Below are 20,719 nucleotides of genomic sequence, written 5' to 3'. Positions count from 1 at the left end.
CCGTAGGGGGAATTGTGTGGCAATTACCGCTGTAACTTGATTCCTACATCGTTGATGCCCGGCAGGATGTCGTCGGGCAATGTATAGGCTACTTTAAAGAGGTAGTTGCCGGGTTTCTCTATTCTTATGTTTCCGGCAGGAAATGCCGATTGGTATAGACCGCCCCAGCCGTCTCCTTTCCAGATTCCCTCCTTGTCTGCCAAGACCGCTTCCAGCGTATCTACCGGTAATCTTGTAGCTTCCGGACCGTTGCAACAAACGGATAAGCCGATATTCTGGTAAGGATAAGTATTGCGGTTGCGAACCTCCAGCGTCAGTTTGTAGTAAGTCTGCGAGTCGGGTACTATGACGTTGAAAAACAATGTATCCTGCCGTTTCCAGCCCTCCTGCGGAATAGACCGGAACGCATGATATACCGTCTGTTTATCGCAAGCGCCCGATGCGCCTGCGATAAACAGCAGAAAAATATATTTCAGGTATGTTCTCTTATTCTTGAGCCGGTTTGTCATTTTGAGCGGGTTTGTCTCCCTGGTTTTTAGGCTTGTTATTATGAGGACGTTTGCGGTTGTTGTTCCGTTGCGGGCGTTTTTCATCTCCTTGCTGCCGTTTGCCGTCTCCTTGTTGCCTGGGTGGTTCCTGCTGTTGCTTGGCTGCCGGTTGTCCTTCGCCTTGCGGGCGGTTGCCGGCATTCTTTTTTTTCTTCCTGTTCCGGCTGCCGTTAGTAACGGCATTCCCGTTTCCGCTGTTTCCGTCTCCACCGTTTTTACTCTTGCGGTTGCGGTCGAAACGGGTCAGGCTTTCTTGTTCCAGCAAGTCTACCGGTTTCTTGGGCTCGGAACGGTGCGTCTCTTCCAATAGGTTTTCCGGCTTGATACCCTTTTTGTTCATACCGATAATTTCAAAAGCCCGCTTGCCGCTGATTGTAATTAGGTTGGCAGGGATATTTTTGTCCGTGGAGTAAGTTATCTGGTTGTTGAGGATATCGGCTTTGAAGAAATAGAAAACCCCGTCCTGGGTTTCCAGCTCTATTTCTTTGGAAGGCAGGCGCTTTTGCGCTTCCACGTAACAGTCTACCTCGTAGTTGAGGCAACACTTCAGTTTGGCACATTGCCCGGCAAGTTTTTGCGGATTCAGGGAGATATCCTGAAAACGGGCGGCACTGGTCGATACGGAAACGAAAGACGTCATCCAGGTGGCACAGCATAGTTCACGGCCGCAGGGCCCGATACCGCCAATGCGGCCTGCTTCCTGGCGGGCGCCGATTTGTTTCATCTCGATACGCACATGGAAAGCTTCGGCAAGTACCTTAATCAACTGCCGGAAGTCTACGCGCTCGTCGGCAATGTAGTAAAAGATAGCCTTATTGCCGTCTCCCTGATATTCCACGTCCCCGATTTTCATGTTGAGGTTGAGGTCGAGGGCTATTTGGCGGGCACGAATCATCGTGCTGTGTTCACGGGCTTTCGCCTCGTTGTACTTATCCATATCTACCTGCTTGGCCTTGCGGTAGATACGTTTGATATCTGCTTCCGACTTGATATTGGCCTTGCGCATTTGCAGCGGGACAAGGCGTCCGGTAAGGGTCACCACGCCTATGTCATGTCCGGGAGTAGCTTCTACGGCTACTATATCTCCCTTTTCCAAAGGAATCTTGTTGCTGTTGCGGAAATACCCCTTACGGGTATTCTTGAACTGAACCTCCACCATATCCGATTCTTCCGTATTGCCGGGAATGTCGGCAAGCCAGTCGTAGGTGTTCAGTTGCTTGTCCTGCCTGCCGCAACTTTTGCAACAGAGATTACCGCTTCCGTTATGTAGTTTAAATTCCATCATTCTATTTATTATTTGACGATTTACTATTTTATTTATTCTGGCTGGAAAGCCTTTTTATTGTTTCAACAAAACAATCATTTTCAGTGAAAAATCAAAGAACACCATACGGGCGTTCACGTTCTGCTCGATGTGCACCTGCGCCTCGCTGAGCTCATCCATGATGCCTACGACATTCCGTTCGTTGACGAACGGGGCGAACCGGGTAGCGAAGTTCTGCTCGGGAAGGGTCATGTAGTTCATTTCCTTCCGGTACAGGTTGTAAATGAAGTTCTCCCGTATCATGCGTTGGCAGTACTCGAGGAAATTTTTCTGCCGTTCCCGGCCCATAGCTGCCAGTTGTTCGCTCCATTGTTTCATTTCCCGTATCTTCCGCTGGTAGGAGAGACGCATCAGGCTTACGAACAGATTAAAAAAGAGTTCGTTCTCTTCATTCAGGTGGATAGCCTCCAATGCTTTGATGAAGTTTCCGTTTGCCAGATGCGCAATGGTCCGGCTGTCCGCCGGTTGTACGCCATATTTTTGTTGCAGGGCGTCCGCTATGTCCGCTTCCTCTATTTTACGAATGTTGAAACGCTGCGTACGGCTGAGGATAGTAGTCAGTATCATTTCGGGAGCCTCCGAAACCAGCAGGAAAATGGTTTTCTCAGGCGGTTCCTCCAGCAGCTTTAACAACTTGTTGGCACAAACTTCGTGCAGTTTCTCCGGTAGCCATACAATGGTTATCTTATATCCGCCTTCACTGGATTTCAAACTGAGCTTACGGGTTATTTCATCACTTTCCTTTGCGTAGATAATCGCCTGCCCGTTCTCGGCTCCCATTTCATTCAGCCAGTGGTTCAATGAAAAATAAGGGTTACTCAATACGAGATGCCTCCAATCGGCTATATAGTCGTCGCAGACTTCTTTTTTCCCTTTGGCACTTTTCACGATAGGAAATACGAAGTGTACGTCCGGGTGTACCAGTTTGTTCCATTTCACACACGAAGGACAGACGCCGCAGGCATCGGTTTCCGTACGGTTCGGGCAACAGATGTAACGGGCATAAGCCATTGCCAGCGGGAGCTTGCCCACCCCTGCCGGACCGCAGAACAGTTGTGCATGAGGAATGCGTCCCGCCTGCACTTCTTGTATCAATCGCTGTTTGGCTGTTTCCTGGCCGATTACATCTTTAAAAAACACGGTATCTTAACTATTTGTCGATTAAAATTTATTATCTGCTATTCGAATGATTGGCGGTTATCAGTGCCGGTTACCCATTTCAATAAACCTGCCTGGCTACCTCCTTGATACTGTCTACCGCACCTATGGAGTAAAAATGGATGCTGGGAATACGGTGTTCCATTAATTCCCTGCACTGCTGTACGCACCATTCGACACCCACCTGTTGCGCTTCGGCATCGTTCTTGCATTTCAGGATTTCTTTCGTCAGCTCTTCGGGCAAATCCACTTTGAAAGTCTTAGGTATCATGCTGAGTTGCGACAACTTCTTGAAAGGCTTGATACCCGGTATAATAGGAATGGTAACCCCTGCCTTGCGGGCGCGTTCTACAAAATCGAAATATTTCCGGTTATCGTAGAACAATTGGGTAACGGCATATTCTGCCCCGTTCTCCATTTTCTTTTTCAGCCAATAAATGTCCGTATCGATGTTGGGAGCCTCTTCATGTTTCTCGGGATAGCAGGCTACCCCGTATGAAAAAGGAGTATTGGTAACCTTCATCTCGGAGCCGTCTACGAAGATACCCTTGTTGAACCGGTTTATTTGTTCTTGCAGCTCGATAGCATGATGATAACCGTTGCCTTCGGGAGTAAATGCAGACTCATGCTTCGCCTTATCCCCGCGTAACACCAAAAGGTCCGTAATATTCAGGAACTGCAGGTCGAGCAATACGTATTCGGTATCCTCCCGGGTGAAACCGCTGCAAAGAATATGCGGCACAACCGTTATATTGTATTTGTTCTGGATAGCGGCAGCGACGGATACGGTTCCCGGACGGCGGCGGAGCCGGTTACGCTGGAACAGTCCGTTGCCGAGGTCTTTGTACACGTACTCGCTGCGGTGTGTGGTAATATTGATGTATTTGGGGTCGAACTCCCGTAATGTGTCTATCGTTTCGTACAGCTTTTCGATGCCCGTACCTTTCAGAGGAGGCAGTATTTCGAAAGAAAAAGCTGTTTTTTCGTTACTGTTTATCAGGTCGATTACTCTCATTTCTTCTTCGTTGTCTTTGTCTAACTGGCAAAATCCTGCACATTGGGAACAAAAATACGAAAAAGAAATGAGAAATGCCTTTTTCCGGCGGGCTATTCTTTTATGCAGCGAATGGAAAATGCGTTATAATAATCTTTTCCTTCCGGTTTGACGGCATTCTTTAAAGCTATGTCGTTATTACTGTTCGTAAACATTACGACCTTATCCAATTGCTTTTGTGTACCGTCGTGTACCCAGTAGGCGGTAGATGAATTTGCATTTATCAAGGTTGTTTTGTTCCCTCTTTCCAGAAGCAGCCCCTTGGGCTGAATACTGAATCCGGTTTCATTGGTTGCGGAATTAACATCCGGGCTCCATGCACCTGCCTTTTTAAGTACGGAAGCATTCTCCCCTATGTATTCTTTCAGTCTGTTCCAATCATTTTCTGTCGGTAATTTCCAGTCCAATGGAGCTAATCTCCCAGTAAGGACAACTTCGCCATTGTAAAAATAGGCGTCACAATCGTCCCGTTTGAAGTAGCCTTCGCCTCCTCCAAGAGTTTGTATGAGAGGCATACTTCTGCTGTCGTTATAATGGGTTACCTGTAAATCTTCTTTCATCCAGTATTGCGTACCTATTTTCACGATAGGATAGGTTTGTAACGTTCCATTTCGTATGTCCCTGATAACATGACTGCTGACATTGATAGCTAACGTTGTTTCGGTAGGTTTCTCCGTGACTATCTTTTTGTTTGCGTCTATATAGAACTTTTCGATGGGCTGGGAGTGTCCGGCGATGTAGGTCAACAAGTTCTCCGATTCATTCCAGCTCACTTTGCCGCCGTGTATCATGGCAGTCTTATCCGGTAGTTGTAAAACAATACCGTTCATTAAGTCTGTCTGCTCATTGTCTTGTACGGGATAGGCTACAATTGCTTTAGAATCAACAGCATCGGTGGAAGTAGCGTAAAGATACTCTCGACAGACTTCTGCTACGGGCCTTCCCCGATAATATATTCTGTAGATGTCAGATGTTCTAAATGACAATGAGGCTGTGTGGATGGCAGTGATGTCATATTTGTTTTCACTTTCTCCTTGTTCGTTAAATCCCCATTCCTTGATGCTGGCAATGACTCCGGTCAGGGTTTCGCTTGTACTTTGCAACGCATTGATACAGATTTCCAATTCCGTATCTTCCTTGATAACTGCCGAGGGGAGAGAACAGGTGTAGATTTTACCGTTCCATTCTAAGGTAAAAGCTTGTCCGCTGTCGGAATGTGTTTGTGGAATAACGATAAACTCCTTGCCGGACAAAGTGTTACCTTTTTTCTTCCATGTGCCGAAAGGAACAATATCCTTTTCACTCGCATCGTCAATAGCGGATAACTTGTCTGATTGCAGGTCGTATGCTACTTGCGTCTTGAAGCCGGTAGCTATGATTCTGGGGTTGGCTTTGAGCATATCATCCGCATCTTCGCCCTCTTTGGGCATAAGTACTAACTTTATTTTCGCAAACTGGTGCTTATACTCTAACTTTACGGTTTTTTCGCTATTAGGTACATTTTCTATACGGGCGGTCATAAAGTTGGAGAGGCTGTAGCCGGTAGCTTTGCTTTGGTCGGCTTGCACAACAACGTCCAGTAAGGAACTTCCTTTGGATGCACTTTCAGCCTGATATGGATAGTAGCTTATAAAGTCCAGTGTGGCGTCGCCCTCCGGATAGTAAACCTCTTTCTTGGGTATCAGCGTACTGCCTTCACCGCATTCTAAAAGCAGGTTATCGATATATCGTTGTTTGTCCAAAGAATTCCCCGTCAGCATGGCAAAGATTCCGGTCCTGTCTCCGGTGTCAAAGGTATTTTTGGTTGCTTTGGTAGCAGTTTTACCCGTTTTAACGGAAAAGGAGATTGGGATGTTGCTCTCCTTGATTTCATCGCTTACCTTGTTGATGCAAGATGTTATCAATAAGGCCATAATCAGCCATAGTACATTATTTACTTTCTTGAAAGCGTTTCTCATTATATTCATGTTTATAGTATTTTTATAAGACGAAAACATCTTCGTCTTTGGTTCGTACTTAAAAGTTTACATATTGATATATTAGATTGGGCAGAACCACAAATGTTATGAGAAAGTTACTAACGCTTTCAGATTCCTATTATTTAGTTATCGCGCTTGATAATTTGGCATCTTTTCTTCTCCTTATTATATATCTATAAAACAAGAGTGTAAAAGTATACTAAATCTTTGGAATAACCGCATAAACAATCGCTCAAATTAAAATAACCACATACGAGGAATTATAAATTTGGGCAATATGTAGCGAATTAGTTGAAATTTTGGAACCTCAAGAAGGAGTGGACTATACAAAGTACATTTAAGGTCTTATTTTATGTAAAAGAAAGCAGTGAACAGGATAAACTATATCACGAAAATTATCCGTGTAATCGTAATCTTATTTTATAATTCTTTATTTCAACAATTTACGGTCGGCATTATCGCCACTTTCCAATATGCTCATTTGATGAATGGCTATTTGGTTTAGCTTAACGAGACGTTCTCTTTGTGTCATACCCTGTCCGATAAACACCGCATTCAGGTTTTCCATGTTCGACAGGCAGATAAGTTCGTTGATAGTGGCATAATCACGAATATTACCTTTTAGTTCAGGGTTTGCTTCCCGCCATTGCCTTGCCGTCATACCGAACATGGCTACATTCAGCACATCGGCTTCATTGGCATAAATAATCCCTGCCTGTACCGAGGTGACTTCCGTTGGAATAAGGTTTTGTTTTATGGCATCAGTATGTATGCGATAGTTGATTTTCGACAGTTCGCGTTTTGCCGACCAACCGAGTTGCCGCTGTTCTTCAGTCTTTAATCGTTGAAATTCCTCGATAAGGTAGAGCTTGAAGGGTACACTGATTGCAGAACCGAATTCAAACGCAATATCCTTATGGGCGTACGTTCCGCCGTAACGACCTTTTTTTACGATGATACCGATAGCATTAGTACGTTCTATCCATTCGGAAGCACTTAGTACAAAAGATGGTAGTCCTGCACTCTTTCTAAAGTGGTCGAATTCGACCACTTTAAAGTTAGGATTATGGATGACTTCCCATGTGCCAAGAAATTCAATCGTATAACGACTTCTTATCCAGTTCTTAATTACATCTGCCGCCCTGCTGTCTCCTTCTTTGGCAGAAGCCATGTCGGTGAGAGATATATAATCTTGTTCTTCAAAATTGAGAATGGTAATCTGTGTGTTTTGAACGGTAATTTTCGCCATTATAATTGATGCTTTAAGTTTCAGTCACAAAGGTAGCACAATCCACAAGATTATCTCCTTTTCAATGAACTATTTGTAAAATGACGGAATACAGAAATTCCGGCAAAGGATATTATTTACTCTTCAATCGGTTATATCAAATCGGTGAAAATCTAAGATAGGCTGCCGCATTCATACGGATACGATATTAAATTCAATCAACTATCTATCCGGTAAATGAAAGTTTTGGAAGAAGAAAATGATAGGAACTTATTGAAATTATATCGAATCATTTCGTGTCAGCTGCCCTAATTCAGCAAAAACTTCTGTAATTTATTTATTGCACTTTGATTTTTTACCTAACTTTACACGCTAAAATCGTAGACAGTAATTAGTTAAACCATAGAAAAGAGTTTATGCCTTTAAATTTACCCGATAAACTTCCCGCGATAGAGCTGCTGAAAGAGGAAAACATATTCGTTATCGATAATTCGCGTGCCACTCAGCAGGACATCCGTCCGTTGCGGATTGTCATATTGAACCTGATGCCGTTGAAGATTACTACGGAAACCGATTTGATACGCCTGCTGTCCAATACTCCGTTGCAGGTGGAGATTTCGTTTATGAAAATCAAGAGCCATACCTCCAAGAATACTCCGATAGAGCACATGAAAACCTTTTATACGGACTTCGACAAGATGCGCGACGAGAAGTACGACGGCATGATTATCACCGGCGCACCTGTGGAGCAAATGGACTTCGAGGAAGTTACCTATTGGGATGAGATAACAGGTATCTTCGATTGGGCACGTACGCACGTCACCTCCACACTTTATATCTGCTGGGCGGCACAAGCCGGGCTCTACCACCACTACGGCATACCCAAGTACTCGTTGGATGCGAAGATGTTCGGAATATTCGAGCACCGTACGTTGCAGCCTTTGTATCCAATCTTCCGCGGTTTCGACGATGTGTTCTATGTACCCCATAGCCGCCATACGGAAGTACGGAAGGAAGACATTCTGAAAGTTCCCGAACTGACACTGCTTTCGGAGTCGGAAGATGCAGGCGTGTACATGGTCATGGCACGCAACGGACGCGAATTTTTCGTAACCGGCCATTCCGAGTACTCGCCGCTGACGCTGGATACGGAGTACCGCCGCGACTTAAGCAAAGGGCTGCCTATCCGGATGCCCCGTAATTACTATGTGGACGACGACCCGGACAAAGGCGTGCTGGTACGCTGGCGGGCACATGCCAACCTGTTGTTCTCCAACTGGCTGAACTACTTCGTATACCAGGAAACCCCGTTCAATATCGAGGAGATTAAGTAATAAACCCGAAAACTCTGTGGGCTTCGTCCCTCTGCGGTGAAATATGATAAAGCAACGGAAAATAGAACTGTTGGCTCCTGCCAGAAACCTGGAATGCGGCATTGAAGCCGTCAATCACGGTGCGGATGCGGTGTATATAGGTGCACCGAGATTCGGTGCGCGTGCGGCGGCTGTAAACTCCCTGGAAGATATTGCAAAACTGGTGGAATACGCCCATTTGTACAATGTACGCATCTATGTCACGGTAAATACAATCCTGAAAGAAGAGGAGCTGCCCGATACGGAAAAGATGATTTGGGATTTGTACCGTATCGGTGCGGATGCGCTGATAGTGCAGGATATGGGCATTACCCGCCTGAACCTGCCGCCTATCCCCCTGCACAGCAGCACGCAAATGGATAACCGTACGCCGGAGAAAGTCCGTTTCCTGGCGGATGCCGGTTTTCGCCAGGTGGTGCTGGCACGCGAGCTCTCCTTGCAGGAGATACGCAATATACACGAAACTTGTCCGGAAACGACTCTGGAAGTATTCGTACACGGGGCGCTCTGCGTAAGCTACAGCGGACAGTGCTACGTCAGCCAGGCATGCTTTGGCAGGAGCGCCAACCGGGGAGAGTGCGCCCAGTTCTGCCGTCTGCCGTTCAGTTTGGTAGATGCCGACGGAAAGACAATCGTTCGCGACAAGCACCTGCTTTCTTTGAAAGACCTGAACCGGAGCGAAGTGCTGGAAGCCCTGTTGGATGCCGGCGCTTCTTCCCTGAAGATAGAAGGACGGTTGAAAGACGTTTCTTACGTGAAGAATGTTACCGCAGCCTACCGTAAGAAACTGGATGCTGTCTTTGCCCGTCGCAAGGAGTATGTACGCGCCTCCTCGGGCACTTGTCGTTTTGATTTCGAACCCCGGTTGGACAAGAGTTTCAGCCGCGGCTTCACCCGTTACTTCCTGCAGGGGCGCGACCGGGAAATAGCCTCCTTCGATACGCCGAAATCACTGGGCGAAGAAATGGGAACGATGAAAGAGCAACGCGGCAACTACCTTACCGTAGCTGGAGTGAAACCCTTCCATAACGGAGACGGCGTTTGTTTTCTCGATGAGCAGGGGCGTTTGCAAGGCTTCCGCATCAACCGTGCGGACGGCAACAAACTCTACCCGGCAGGCGATATTCCCCGCATCAAACTCCGTACCCGTCTTTACCGTAATTTCGACCAGGAGTTCGAGCGTGTCCTTGCCCGTAAGTCCGCCGAACGCAAAATCGGCATTCAATGGGAATTGGCGGATACCCCTTCGGGCTTTGCCCTGACTGCTGCCGACGAGGACGACAATCGCATCACCCTATCCTTTCCCTATTCAAAAGAGCTTGCGCGTACTCCGCAACAGGAAAACCTGCGCACCCAGCTTGGTAAGTTAGGGAATACTCCTTTCGAGGTAATGAACAGTTCTCCGGAAGCAGCTCCCGCCATTGCAATCAAGCTGTCTCAGAACTGGTTCATACCCGCCTCGGCGATAGCCGATTGGCGACGCCAAGCGATAGACAAGCTGGTTGCTGCCCGCCGTATTACTTACCGTCGTGAGCTGCATGTGTGGAAACCCACCCGCCACCGTTTCCCGGTCACCTCCCTTACCTACTTAGGCAATGTGATGAATACGGCTGCCCGCAGTTTTTACTCGGAACATGGAGTGGCTTCCATAGAACCGGCTTACGAAAAACAGGCAGTGCCGGAAGCCGTACTTATGTTCTGCAAGCATTGCCTGCGTTACAGCATGGGGTGGTGTCCTACGCATCAGAAAGGGCATTCCCCGTATCGGGAACCTTATTACCTGGTAGGAACGGACGGCAAACGTTTCCGCCTTACCTTCGACTGTAAAAACTGCCAGATGAAAGTGAGCGAAGAAAAGAGGGAAGTATGCGGTATAAAGCCTAAAGTATAAACTCATTTACTTAATTATAAGCAGAAATGTGAGATATGAAAAAGGAAGAACCGAATATGGGCAACCGCAAGCGTGAGGTCATTGCACAGGGAGTGTTTTGTCGCTCTCACTCTCGCCCTTGTTTCCGTCCTTACTCCCGGTTTTGCCTTTGCCCCCGCTTCATACTTTACGCCTTGTTTCTTATCCTCGTCCTTGCGTCTTGCCATTATCCTCGCCCTGACTTGGAAAATGAAAAGCTGAGTGCAAAGACCCGCGACTCGCTGGCCTATCTGTACGAGCGCCATTATACGTGGAATACGAACCTGGAAGTACAGGATGATTCCGTTACGATAGCCTGCCTGCCTGTAAAGGATTGCTATAATACGCTGTACAAAGGAGATAGGGTGGTGGTTGCCGAGTTTGCCATTCACCCCGCAGATAGTGTGGATAGCGTATGGGTAAAGCTCGCCCATTCCCAGGAAGTGCAGGGCTGGCTTCGGGAAAAAGATATGATGCGGGCTTTTGTGCCTACGGACAGTATCTCGCAGGCCATTTACCTGTTCAGCGATACGCATGCCTCTTATTTCATCGTTATCTTTGCCTTGTTCGTGGCGGCATGGCTGTTTCGTGCGTTCCGGCGCAAACAGTTGCAAATGGTCTGTTTCAACGATATAGACAGTGTGTATCCGCTGTTGTTATGCCTGTTGCTGGCGTTTAGCGCCACCGTGTACGAGTCCATGCAGGTATTTGTACCGGAAACGTGGCAGCATTTTTATTTCAACCCTACGCTTTCGCCGTTTAAAGTGCCGTTCGTGCTTTCTGTTTTCCTTATGAGCCTTTGGCTGTTTGTCATTGTTCTGCTGGCGGTACTCGACGATTTGTTCCGCCTGCTAAGTCCGGCGGCGGCAGTGTTCTATCTGTTGGGACTGGCTTCTTGCTGTATCTTCTGCTATTTCTTCTTTATATTGACTACCCATATATATATCGGCTACCTGTTTATTGCCGTATTTGTGTGGGTGTTCTTCAAGAAACTGTGCTCGTCGTTGGCGGCATCCCGCTATCGTTGCGGTAATTGCGGCCAGAAAATAGGAGCGAAAGGAGTTTGCCCGCATTGCGGAGCAATCAACGAATAAGTATTTCATTGCTATTAGCGGTTGGCATATCCCGTTCCGAGGGCGGGTATCCTATGTTCCAAAAGCGGGTACTCCATATACCGAGGGTTGGTACTCCATATACCAAAGTGTGGTACTTCCCGTACCAACGGCCGGTATTTCGTGTACCGAAGCCTGGCATTCCTTCGGTACACGTAATCTGTTTGCGTTAAGCAGTTTACCGGATTGGTTTGCAGGCTTGCTGAAAACGGTTGTTCCCGCCTGCTAAAATCTGCACCGCAGCTCTATCCCTGCTTGAATGGGACGTCCTTTCTGCATGAACCCGTTGCCCATACTTTCGAAGTAAAAGGCGGCATAATCTTTGTCCAGCGCATTACGTACCCAGAAATCTATTTGTCCGTTACCTTTCTGGAAGCTGATGCGCCCGTTCAGTGTACCATAAAACGATTGGCTGACAGTATTTTCTTCCGTCCAGTAAATACGGCCTGCACCGGTATAGCGTGCATCCACCCGGATACGCTCCAGCCAATATCCCGGAGCGATGCGGAAGGTGTATTGCCCGCCCGCGGTCAGTGTGTGCTTGGGGACGAAGGGCACGTAATTGCCGTTGTAGCTCGTCTCTTGCAGTTGTCCGTTTACACGGGCGTTGGTGGCGTAATCCCTGAAGGTGGCGTAGGTATAGCCGTAGCTGGCATTCAGTGTGAAGTCGGTGGTGACGGCGGCGGTCAGGGCGAGTTCCGCTCCCAGGCTGCGGCTCTTGCCTGCATTGACCGTTTCGCGTCCTAAGCCGCTCGCTCCCGCGAAGCGCGAGATTTGCTGGTCGCGTGTTTCCAGCCAGAAGAATGCGGCATCGGCGTGCAGCCGGCCGTTGAAAAGACTCAGGTGGGCTCCGGCTTCATAATTCCAGGTCTGTTCCGGTTTGTACTCGGTGGCGGAGCGTGCATCCGGGTTGTCGCCGGCATCGGGGAACTTCTCGCTGATAAAATCTTTATAAGAGGCGCCGGGGGAGCTTTCTACGGCTTTCAACACTTCCTCTTTCGTTTGCCGCATCATGTCGTTTTTCAGGCTGGACTGCAAGAGGTCGGAGAACATCTGGATGTTGTATCCGCCCGAACGGTAACCCTTGCTTACGGTTGCGTAGACGTTGCCCAAGTTGTTCTTGAGGTCGTATTGAAGGGCGAACTTCGGCAACAGTTGCAGGTAGTCCTTGTCGATAAAACCCTGGTAGCGCGACTGTACGGTGAGCGCCGTTTCGGGCATCATGGGTATTTCCTTGATAACCTGCCCGCCCCGTGTTATTTCTCCCCGGATGCCTACTGCATAGTCCATGGCAGTGCCCGAGTCGTAATTCATCTTCATTTTCTCGTAGTCCAGGCGTAACCCGGCGGTGAAAGACAATCCCGCTACGCCGAACAACTCCCTGAAGGTGGACTGGTGGAACAGTGCTCCGTTGAGGAGCGGCGTATCGAAATTGCCGTTAATGAGCAGGCGATTGCCGCCGAGTTGCAGGGACGGCAATATGCCGAGCCCCATACCGGGCGCCATAGCCACTTCTATCCTGGACGGGATGACACTGCCCAGCATCTGCTCCAGCATGCTCATGCCGTCCTCCCTGAACGTTACCGGGGCATCGGTTTTCAGCCATTGGTAGAAGCCGGAGATGCCCGTAGTCCATTGCCAGCGGCCGGTAGCTTTGCTTTTCATCACGATTTCTTCGCTCAGGGTATGGATGTGTTGCTTTTGTTCCAGCGTATAGATATCTTCTGCCGTAAAATCCTGGTCGATGAACATACGGTCTTTCAGGAACTGGTAACCCGTTACGGCGCTCAGTGTAAAGCGCTGCGCCTGGTATTCGAGGTTCAGCCCTGCGTTCATCAGGTTGCGGAGGTAGCCACTCTCCTGGTTGTTGGAGATAGTGCCGATGTAGGGTTTCATCTCCTCGCTTTGCCCGGCGGGGTCTGTACTGCCGGTATAATAGTACGGATAGCCGCCCTGGTCGCTGTATTCGTAGCTCACGTTCAAGTCCACTTTCCAATTTTCCGAGGGCAGGTAGATACTGCGGATGCGCCCACCGGCAGACCGGCTTTTGTCTATTTTCCTGTTGTCCAGTGCCGCGTTGCGGAAGAAGCCGCCTTCGTAGTCATAAAAGCCGCCGGCGGAGAAAGCGAAACGCTCGGACATGCGGTGGTAATGCGTGAGCGAGGTATGGTAGGCATTGTGCGTGCCTGCCCCTATGCGGAAGTCCGTGCCCTGGTAGGAGAAGGGGGATTTGGTGTGAATCTTAATCAGACCGCCCATGGCATTGCGCCCATACAGCGTTCCTTGCGGGCCGCGCAATACGTCGATGCGTTCGATGTCGGAATAGTCGAAGTCGAAAGCAGACTTGTCGATGTAGGGGATATTGTCCACATACAGCCCCACGGAAGGCGTGTTGATGCGCGAGCCGATGCCGCGGATGTAAACGGCGGAGGTCAGCCGCGAGCCGTAGTCGGGGATGAACATATTGGGAACGATGCCTGTAAGGTTCTTGATAGAGTTTACCTGTGCTGCCTGCATCTCCTGCTGGGAAAGCAGGGTAACGGCTGCGGGTTGTTCGCGCAGTTTGCGGTTCTCCTTGGGGGCTGCGATAACGAGGATTTCTTCTACGTCTACTACTTTCAGGGTATCCACGTCGTCTGCAAGCGCATTGCCGGATACGAGAAGCATCAGCGTCAGGATAAGGATTTCGGGTCGTTTCATAACTGGTTTTGTTTCGTCTGCAAAGTAACGCGAAATCTCCAGTCCGTACAATCCTAATTTATGAGGATTATGGCAGGAAAGCGGTAAACCGCTTGTTCATATCCTGTCTGCATCTACGTATCCGTGCATCACGGCATAGATTGTCAGCCCGGATACGGACTTGATGCCCAACTTCTCTACGATATTCTTTCGGTGGGTGATGACGGTGGTCAGGCTGATGTTCAGCTTGTCGGCAATCTCCTTGTTGATGAGCCCTTTGGTGATGAGTACCAGCACTTCTATCTCGCGGGCGGAAAGGTCGTGGTCGCCGGCAGTTGCATGCAGGTGTGCGGCGGCATGGCCGTCCTCCGGCTGCCTGCCGCCGGGGTGTCCGTGGCGATGCCCGTACCGGTGCAGTTGGAGGATGTCTTTTATCAGGCTCTTTTCGTCCTGGTAGATGTTCAGCGTCGGCACCCCCGATAGCTGGGGCTGGTTGTCGCCGCCTGCCAGTACGATAGTCTTGGGCTTGCGGGGAAGGAAGAATGCGGTATGCTCGAAGTATATCTGGGAAGCGATGAAGTAATGGGCATACATATCGGGCGTGTCGTCCATCAGCTCGGCGAAGGAACGGAACACGCGGATAGTAGCCGTCGGGATAATCTCTTCCAGAAGGTGCTGCAGTCCCAGGGATGTGAGTGTGTTGGGAGCGACGATTGCTATTTCGGGAGCTGTCATGCGAATATCGGGTTTATCTGCAAAAGTACGGTTTATTTTTGTATCTTCCTTATAATAAGAGGAATTGTTATAGCAACAGCCGGCCTACGGCTTCTGCGCATCTTTCCCCGTCGATTCCCGCCGATACGATTCCGCCTGCATATCCGGCGCCCTCTCCGCAGGGGAATAGCCCCTTCAGGCGGATGTGTTGCAAGGTGTCTTTGTCCCTGATAATGCGTACCGGGGACGATGTGCGGGTTTCTACTCCAATCATGACGGCCTCGTTGGTGAGGAAGCCGCGGCTGTATTTACCGAACTGCTGGAAGCCCTTGCTCAGCCGGTTTGCGATGAATGGCGGCATCCAGAAATGCAGGGGAGACGATACCAGCCCGGGCGCATAGGAGCTGTCGGGCAGGTCGTAGCTGAGCTTTTTCCTGGTAAAGTCCGCCATGCGCTGTGCGGGCGCCGTCTGTTTCCTGTTGCCTTGTTGCCAACAAAGGTACTCCAGGGCTTCCTGAAAGTACATCATGCTTAGCTGGGGGCTGGATGTCAGGCAGCCGTCCGGTGCGGCGAGTGCGGCTATTTCTTCGTTATCTATCTTCAGCTCTTTGTCCGGTAAGTCCTCCGGGCGGAGCTCCACTACCATTCCCGAATTGCTCCAGCGGGAACCGCGGTTGCTGGGGCTCATGCCGTTGACCACTATCTGCCGGCGACCGCTGGCTGCCGGAACGATGAAGCCGCCCGGACACATGCAGAAGCTATATACACCCCTGCCGTCCACTTGGGTTACGAAACTGTACTCGGCGGCGGGTAGGTATCGGCCGCGCCCGTTGCGGTTGTGGTATTGTATCTGGTCTATCAGGGTGGCGGGATGTTCCAGACGTACCCCTACGGCGATACCTTTGGCTTCTATCTCCACCCGGTTGGCTGCCAGCCAGCGGTACACGTCGCGCGCCGAATGCCCGGTGGCGAGTATGACGGGACCGAGGAACGTTTGCCCTGTGTGGGTTTCGATGCCTTTCACTTCATCGCCTTCGATAATCAGGGCGTCCATGCGTGTCTCGAAATGAACTTCGCCACCACAACTTATAATGGTGTTTCGCATGTTCTCGATGACCCGCGGCAGCTTGTCCGTCCCGATGTGGGGGTGAGCATCGACGAGTATGGAGGGCGAAGCACCGTGTTGGCAGAATACGTTCAGTATCTTATCTACATTTCCCCGCTTTTTGCTGCGGGTATAGAGCTTGCCGTCCGAATAGGCTCCGGCGCCGCCCTCCCCGAAGCTGTAGTTGGATTCCGGGTCTACGGTTTGTTCCCGTCCTATCAGGGCAAGGTCTTTTTTACGGTCGCGTACATTCTTTCCGCGTTCCACTATTACCGGGCGCAGACCGAGTTCTATCAGGCGCAGAGCGGCGAACAGCCCGCCCGGACCGGCTCCTACGACGATAACTTGCGGTTTGCCCGACACATTATTATATAGGGTTTTCCGGTATTCGTCCTCTTTCGGCATTTCGTTGAGGTAGGTGCGTACGGTCAGGTTTACGATAACCGTACGCTGGCGTGCGTCGATGCTGCGTTTCAGGATTCGTATCCCGGTAATGTCCCGTGCATTCAAACCTTTCTCTTGTATGAGATATTCTTTTAAGCGTTGTTCGTCGGCTGCAGTTTCAGGCAGCAGGCGGAGTTGGTATTCTTGTATCATATGTCTTTTTCACCACAGAGGGCACAGAGCCCCACAGAGTTTTACATAATATATCGTTTAATTCCTTCTTTTAGGTTTCTGACATTGAAGTTTATCAGTAAGCCGTAATGTATTTAGAAAGCTTCAAGTATGTCAAGAGCCGGGAGGTATGTATCGGATTGAGAGCTTCTACCGGTTTCAACCCGATGATAACCGAGTTGTTGACTACTATATCCAACCGGTAACCTGCATTCGATTTTATGTCTTTATATACGATAGGCAATGCCTTTTGTCTTTCGACCATAAAACCGCAACGTATAAGCTCATGGCATAAGCACTCTTCGTAAGTACTTTCCAATAATCCGGGACTTAATACCGTATGCACCTCATAAGCCTGTTTCAGTGTTATTCCTGTTAGTTCGTTTATCTCCATTATTGTTCATTAATAAGAACTCTGTGAATTCTGTGTCCTCTGTGGTGAAAAATCACCCGAACACCCCCCTGAACGCCTCCTCCACCTTCCTTACCGGCAGCAGCTCGATTTTCAGCTTGGAAGTGTTCAGTCCCTGCATATTGTACTTGGGCAGTATGAACCGCTTGAAGCCGAGCTTTTCCGCTTCGCCGATGCGTTGCTCAATCCTGTTTACGGGGCGGATTTCTCCGGATAAACCGACCTCTCCCGCCATACATACTTCCGGTTCTATGGCCGTATCCATGTTGCTGGACAGGATAGCGCTGATAACGGGCAGGTCTATGGCAGGGTCGTTCACTTTCAGTCCGCCGGCGATGTTGAGGAAAACATCTTTCTGGGCGAGCTTGAAACCGACACGCTTTTCCAGTACGGCCAGCAGCATATTCATTCTCCGTATGTCGAAGCCGGTGGCGGAACGTTGCGGGTTTCCGTAAACGGCACTGCTCACCAATGCCTGCGTCTCTATCAGGAACGGCCGTATGCCCTCTATGGCAGAGGCGATAGCTATGCCGCTCATGCCTTCATGGTCTTGGCTGAGGAGCAGTTCCGACGGATTGCTGACCTGCCGCAACCCGTCCTGCCTCATTTCATAGATGCCCAATTCGGCGGTACTCCCGAAACGGTTCTTGATGCTGCGCAGGATGCGGTACATATAATGCTGGTCGCCCTCGAACTGGAGCACGGTGTCTACGATATGTTCCAGTACCTTAGGACCTGCGATGCTCCCTTCCTTGTTGATATGGCCGATGAGGATAACCGCCGTATGCGTCTCTTTGGCGAAGCGCAGGATAGAGGCGGAACATTCCCTGACCTGCGCTATGCTGCCCGGAGAAGACTCGAGCGTTTCGGTGGAAATAGTCTGTATGGAGTCTATGATGACTAAATCGGGGCGTGTATTCTTGATATGTACGTAAATCTGTTCCAACGAGGTTTCGCAGACAATCAGGCAATTACCGGACGTACCCGTCAGACGGTCGGCGCGTAGCTTTAGCTGCCGGGCGCTTTCTTCGCCGGATATGTAAAGAATGCGTTTCTCCGGTATCCGAAGCACGGTTTGCAGTACCAGGGTCGATTTGCCGATGCCCGGCTCACCGCCTATCAGCACGAGTGAGCCTTGTACCAGCCCGCCTCCCAACACCCGGTTCAGCTCCGCGTCGTGCAGGTCGATGCGGGGTTCGTCGCCGGCGGCAATCTCGTCGAGTGTCACGGGCTTTGCCTTGGCTGTTTCTATTCCCGATACCGGGCGCTTGCTTGTGGGCTCTTTCCGCACGATTTCTTCCACATAGGTGTTCCACTCCCCGCACGACGGACATTTGCCCACCCATTTGGGCGACTCCTGCCCGCAGTTGCTGCATACATATACCGTTTTCTCTTTGGCCATAAAAGAACTTCCTTTAGAATAATTGCCCAAAGGTACGATTTTTCGTTTCAGGACTGACAGCGTGTCACGGAGTTTTTTTATATTTGTTGTCGGAAACATATAACGGCAACCATGATAGAAGACATCCTTAAATACAATGCCCGGTTCGTAGAGAGCAAGGGATACGAGAAGTACATCACCAATAAATATCCCGACAAGAAGATAGCTATCCTCTCGTGCATGGATACCCGCCTTACCGAGCTGCTTCCGGCGGCCTTGGGGCTTAAGAACGGCGACGTGAAAATGATAAAGAATGCCGGTGGAATCATTTCGCACCCTTTCGGTAGTGTTATCCGCAGCCTTATGGTAGCTATCTATGAACTGGGCGTGGAGGAAGTAATGGTCATTGCGCATTCCGATTGCGGCGCGTGCCATATGAGCAGCTCGCAGATGATAGCGCATATGAAAGCGCGCGGCATCCGGCAGGAAACGATAGATATGATACGTTTCTGCGGGGTGGACTTCGACTCCTGGCTTTACGGATTCGCCGATACGGAGAAATCCGTCCGGGAAACGGTGAAGGCCATTTTAAGTCATCCGCTGATTCCGGAAGACGTCCGCGTATCGGGCTTCATCATAGATTCCGTGACCGGGGCGCTGACGCCGGTAACGGAATAAGCTTTTCTGCCGGTAACGGAATAAACCTTTTTGTCGGGAGGGAGTAAACCTTTCTGCCGGGAGAGTCAGAGGGTAATCTCGCCTGCCAGGGAGCGGTTCATCAGTTCGCGCACCCGGGCGGGAGAGTAGTCGTGCCCCAGGAGGAACATCAGCTTGGTAACGGCAGATTCCGTGGTGCTGTCGTATCCGCAGACAACGCCGGCCTGCATCAGGCGGTAGCCGGTTTCGTAACGTTCCATTTCTACCGTGCCTGCACTGCATTGGGTCACGTTTACAATGACGATGCCGCGCTCGCAGGCTTGGTGCAGGCGATGAAGGAACCACTCTTTCCGGGGGGCGTTGCCCGAGCCGTATGTTTCCAGAACCACAGCCTTCAGCCCTTCAATGGCAAGAACGGCATCTACCACACTCTCCTGAATTCCGGGGAACAGCTTCAATATGGCGATGTTGGTGTCGAGCAGGTAATGCGGCCGCAACTGCTCTTGTACGCTGTCCGTATGAATCTGCACATTATTATATTTGATATGTATGCCGGCGGAAGCGAGCACGGGATAATTGAACGAACGGAAGGCGTTGAAATTCTCGGCGTTTATCTTGGTGGTGCGGTTGCCGCGCATCAGGTGGTTCTCGAAGAAGATACATACCTCCGGTACGACAGGCCGCCCATTGGAATGCCGGGCGGTGGCGATTTCGATGCTTGTCAGCAGGTTCTCCTTGCCGTCCGTGCGCAGTACGCCGATAGGGAGCTGCGAGCCGGTAAGGATAACGGGTTTGCCCAGCCCCTCGAGCATAAAGCTGAGGGCGGATGCCGTATAAGCCATTGTGTCCGTACCGTGAAGGATGACGAAACCTGTGTACAGGTTGTAATTATCGCTGATGATACGTACGAGCTTACACCAGGCATCCGGGTCCATGTCCGAAGAATCCATGGGCGGGTCGAACTGGTATGTGCCGATGCGGAACGTAAAATTCTGGAGCTCGGGCACATGCTTCTGCAGATGTTCGAAGTTGAAGTTCTCCAAAGCTCCGGTTTCCGCATTCTCTATCATTCCGATAGTGCCGCCGGTGTAAATTAACAAAACGGAAGTATCATCTGGGTTCATACACTAAAATCTTACATAATTGCTATGCAAAGATAATGATATATCTTGAAAATAATAGCAAAATGTTATAAAACTCTGCCTGCTTCCGCTTCTTTCCGTTGCCGGAAGTGTACATTTGCCGGCAGCCGTATCTACATATTTCTGCCCTTTATAAGGCGAATATGTATTTTTATCGCAAAAAAGTCGTAAAAAGTGATAGTTTGAATATTTTTATTGTTACTTTTGCAACACTTATCATAAAAGAAAACAGTAGAAGGCAATGAACAAGTACTGTCAACATACAGTCACATCCATGTGTACCATGACCCTTAGGGGTTGGGGATAGTATTTTGTGTTTCTACGTGTTA

15 protein-coding genes and 1 pseudogene are annotated in these 20,719 nt (G+C 49.6%); 4 read left to right on the top strand and 12 right to left on the bottom strand.

Annotated features, from left to right (window positions below; translation table 11 throughout):
• Positions 1-23: 23 nt before the first annotated feature.
• The 6 genes from C233_RS0114035 to C233_RS0114010 form a co-directional block, all read right to left on the bottom strand.
• Entirely contained in the window at positions 24-509 is a 486-nt protein-coding gene (locus C233_RS0114035; protein ID WP_018668208.1) for a gliding motility lipoprotein GldH, read from the bottom strand.
• Complete coding sequence (locus tag C233_RS0114030; RefSeq protein ID WP_025068887.1) at positions 487-1,830, bottom strand: regulatory iron-sulfur-containing complex subunit RicT; 1,344 nt, start codon at positions 1,828-1,830, stop codon at positions 487-489. The genes C233_RS0114035 and C233_RS0114030 overlap by 23 nt, the downstream gene beginning before the upstream one ends.
• 57 nt (positions 1,831-1,887) lie before the next feature.
• Positions 1,888-3,012: a DNA polymerase III subunit gene (locus C233_RS0114025; protein WP_018668206.1), complete on the bottom strand. Its 1,125-nt coding sequence runs from the start codon at positions 3,010-3,012 to the stop codon at positions 1,888-1,890.
• Between the two features lie 79 nt (positions 3,013-3,091).
• Positions 3,092-4,045, bottom strand: a complete 954-nt coding sequence (metF, locus tag C233_RS0114020; RefSeq protein ID WP_018668205.1) for a methylenetetrahydrofolate reductase [NAD(P)H] — start codon at positions 4,043-4,045, stop codon at positions 3,092-3,094.
• Between the two features lie 92 nt (positions 4,046-4,137).
• Positions 4,138-6,051 carry a fimbrillin family protein gene (locus C233_RS0114015; RefSeq protein ID WP_025068888.1) on the bottom strand — a complete coding sequence of 638 codons (1,914 nt, stop codon included), beginning with the start codon at positions 6,049-6,051 and terminating at the stop codon, positions 4,138-4,140.
• Positions 6,052-6,493: 442 nt separating this feature from the next.
• Positions 6,494-7,312 carry a KilA-N domain-containing protein gene (locus C233_RS0114010; RefSeq protein WP_018668203.1) on the bottom strand — a complete coding sequence of 273 codons (819 nt, stop codon included), beginning with the start codon at positions 7,310-7,312 and terminating at the stop codon, positions 6,494-6,496.
• A gap of 395 nt (positions 7,313-7,707) precedes the next feature.
• On the opposite strand from C233_RS0114010, the gene metA reads away from it, so the two are divergent.
• The 3 genes from metA to C233_RS0113995 are packed head-to-tail and all read left to right on the top strand — an operon-like array spanning position 7,708 to position 11,667.
• Positions 7,708-8,625 carry a homoserine O-acetyltransferase MetA gene (gene metA / locus C233_RS0114005; RefSeq protein ID WP_018668202.1) on the top strand — a complete coding sequence of 306 codons (918 nt, stop codon included), beginning with the start codon at positions 7,708-7,710 and terminating at the stop codon, positions 8,623-8,625.
• 43 nt (positions 8,626-8,668) lie between these two features.
• Entirely contained in the window at positions 8,669-10,555 is a 1,887-nt protein-coding gene (locus tag C233_RS0114000; protein ID WP_018668201.1) for a peptidase U32 family protein, read from the top strand.
• Positions 10,556-10,590: 35 nt separating this feature from the next.
• Positions 10,591-11,667 carry a hypothetical protein gene (locus C233_RS0113995; RefSeq protein WP_018668200.1) on the top strand — a complete coding sequence of 359 codons (1,077 nt, stop codon included), beginning with the start codon at positions 10,591-10,593 and terminating at the stop codon, positions 11,665-11,667.
• A 243-nt stretch (positions 11,668-11,910) separates the two neighbouring features.
• Here the strand turns inward: C233_RS0113995 and C233_RS0113990 are convergent, their stop codons facing one another.
• From C233_RS0113990 to radA, 5 genes and pseudogenes are all read right to left on the bottom strand, one after another.
• A complete protein-coding gene (locus C233_RS0113990) occupies positions 11,911-14,385 on the bottom strand; it encodes a TonB-dependent receptor (RefSeq protein WP_018668199.1) in 2,475 nt (824 codons plus the stop codon).
• Positions 14,386-14,481: 96 nt separating this feature from the next.
• Positions 14,482-15,099 carry a response regulator transcription factor gene (locus C233_RS0113985; RefSeq protein ID WP_018668198.1) on the bottom strand — a complete coding sequence of 206 codons (618 nt, stop codon included), beginning with the start codon at positions 15,097-15,099 and terminating at the stop codon, positions 14,482-14,484.
• 67 nt (positions 15,100-15,166) lie between these two features.
• Positions 15,167-16,780 carry an NAD(P)/FAD-dependent oxidoreductase gene (locus C233_RS0113980; protein WP_018668197.1) on the bottom strand — a complete coding sequence of 538 codons (1,614 nt, stop codon included), beginning with the start codon at positions 16,778-16,780 and terminating at the stop codon, positions 15,167-15,169.
• Between the two features lie 41 nt (positions 16,781-16,821).
• Positions 16,822-17,192 (bottom strand): annotated as a pseudogene (locus C233_RS22740) (GxxExxY protein).
• Between the two features lie 52 nt (positions 17,193-17,244).
• The gene (gene radA, locus C233_RS0113970; RefSeq protein ID WP_025068889.1) at positions 17,245-18,612 is read right to left on the bottom strand and encodes a DNA repair protein RadA; all 1,368 of its coding nucleotides are present in this window, start codon (positions 18,610-18,612) and stop codon (positions 17,245-17,247) included.
• 111 nt (positions 18,613-18,723) lie between these two features.
• On the opposite strand from radA, the gene C233_RS0113965 reads away from it, so the two are divergent.
• Positions 18,724-19,269, top strand: a complete 546-nt coding sequence (locus tag C233_RS0113965) for a beta-class carbonic anhydrase (RefSeq protein ID WP_018668194.1) — start codon at positions 18,724-18,726, stop codon at positions 19,267-19,269.
• Positions 19,270-19,334: 65 nt separating this feature from the next.
• On the opposite strand, the gene C233_RS0113960 is transcribed toward C233_RS0113965, so the two are convergent.
• Positions 19,335-20,372, bottom strand: coding sequence for an asparaginase (locus C233_RS0113960; protein WP_018668193.1), 1,038 nt, complete (start codon positions 20,370-20,372; stop codon positions 19,335-19,337).
• Between the last annotated feature and the right edge of the window lie 347 nt (positions 20,373-20,719).

The sequence above is a fragment of the Bacteroides gallinarum DSM 18171 = JCM 13658 genome, from assembly GCF_000374365.1.
GTDB classification, from domain to species: domain Bacteria; phylum Bacteroidota; class Bacteroidia; order Bacteroidales; family Bacteroidaceae; genus Bacteroides; species Bacteroides gallinarum.
This window is presented reverse-complemented; position numbering and strand designations above follow the sequence as displayed.

Bases quoted from the DNA above. Each gene is read 5' to 3' on its own strand.
- C233_RS0114035 (WP_018668208.1), bottom strand. From the start codon at position 509: ATGACAAACCGGCTCAAGAATAAGAGAACATACCTGAAATATATTTTT.
- C233_RS0114000 (WP_018668201.1), top strand. From the start codon at position 8,669: ATGATAAAGCAACGGAAAATAGAACTGTTGGCTCCTGCCAGAAACCTG.
- C233_RS0113985 (WP_018668198.1), bottom strand. From the start codon at position 15,099: ATGACAGCTCCCGAAATAGCAATCGTCGCTCCCAACACACTCACATCC.
- C233_RS0113960 (WP_018668193.1), bottom strand. From the start codon at position 20,372: ATGAACCCAGATGATACTTCCGTTTTGTTAATTTACACCGGCGGCACT.
- radA (WP_025068889.1), bottom strand. From the start codon at position 18,612: ATGGCCAAAGAGAAAACGGTATATGTATGCAGCAACTGCGGGCAGGAG.
- C233_RS0113990 (WP_018668199.1), bottom strand. From the start codon at position 14,385: ATGAAACGACCCGAAATCCTTATCCTGACGCTGATGCTTCTCGTATCC.
- C233_RS0113965 (WP_018668194.1), top strand. From the start codon at position 18,724: ATGATAGAAGACATCCTTAAATACAATGCCCGGTTCGTAGAGAGCAAG.
- metA (WP_018668202.1), top strand. From the start codon at position 7,708: ATGCCTTTAAATTTACCCGATAAACTTCCCGCGATAGAGCTGCTGAAA.
- C233_RS0114030 (WP_025068887.1), bottom strand. From the start codon at position 1,830: ATGGAATTTAAACTACATAACGGAAGCGGTAATCTCTGTTGCAAAAGT.
- C233_RS0114015 (WP_025068888.1), bottom strand. From the start codon at position 6,051: ATGAATATAATGAGAAACGCTTTCAAGAAAGTAAATAATGTACTATGG.
- C233_RS0113995 (WP_018668200.1), top strand. From the start codon at position 10,591: ATGAAAAAGGAAGAACCGAATATGGGCAACCGCAAGCGTGAGGTCATT.
- metF (WP_018668205.1), bottom strand. From the start codon at position 4,045: ATGAGAGTAATCGACCTGATAAACAGTAACGAAAAAACAGCTTTTTCT.
- C233_RS0114010 (WP_018668203.1), bottom strand. From the start codon at position 7,312: ATGGCGAAAATTACCGTTCAAAACACACAGATTACCATTCTCAATTTT.
- C233_RS0113980 (WP_018668197.1), bottom strand. From the start codon at position 16,780: ATGATACAAGAATACCAACTCCGCCTGCTGCCTGAAACTGCAGCCGAC.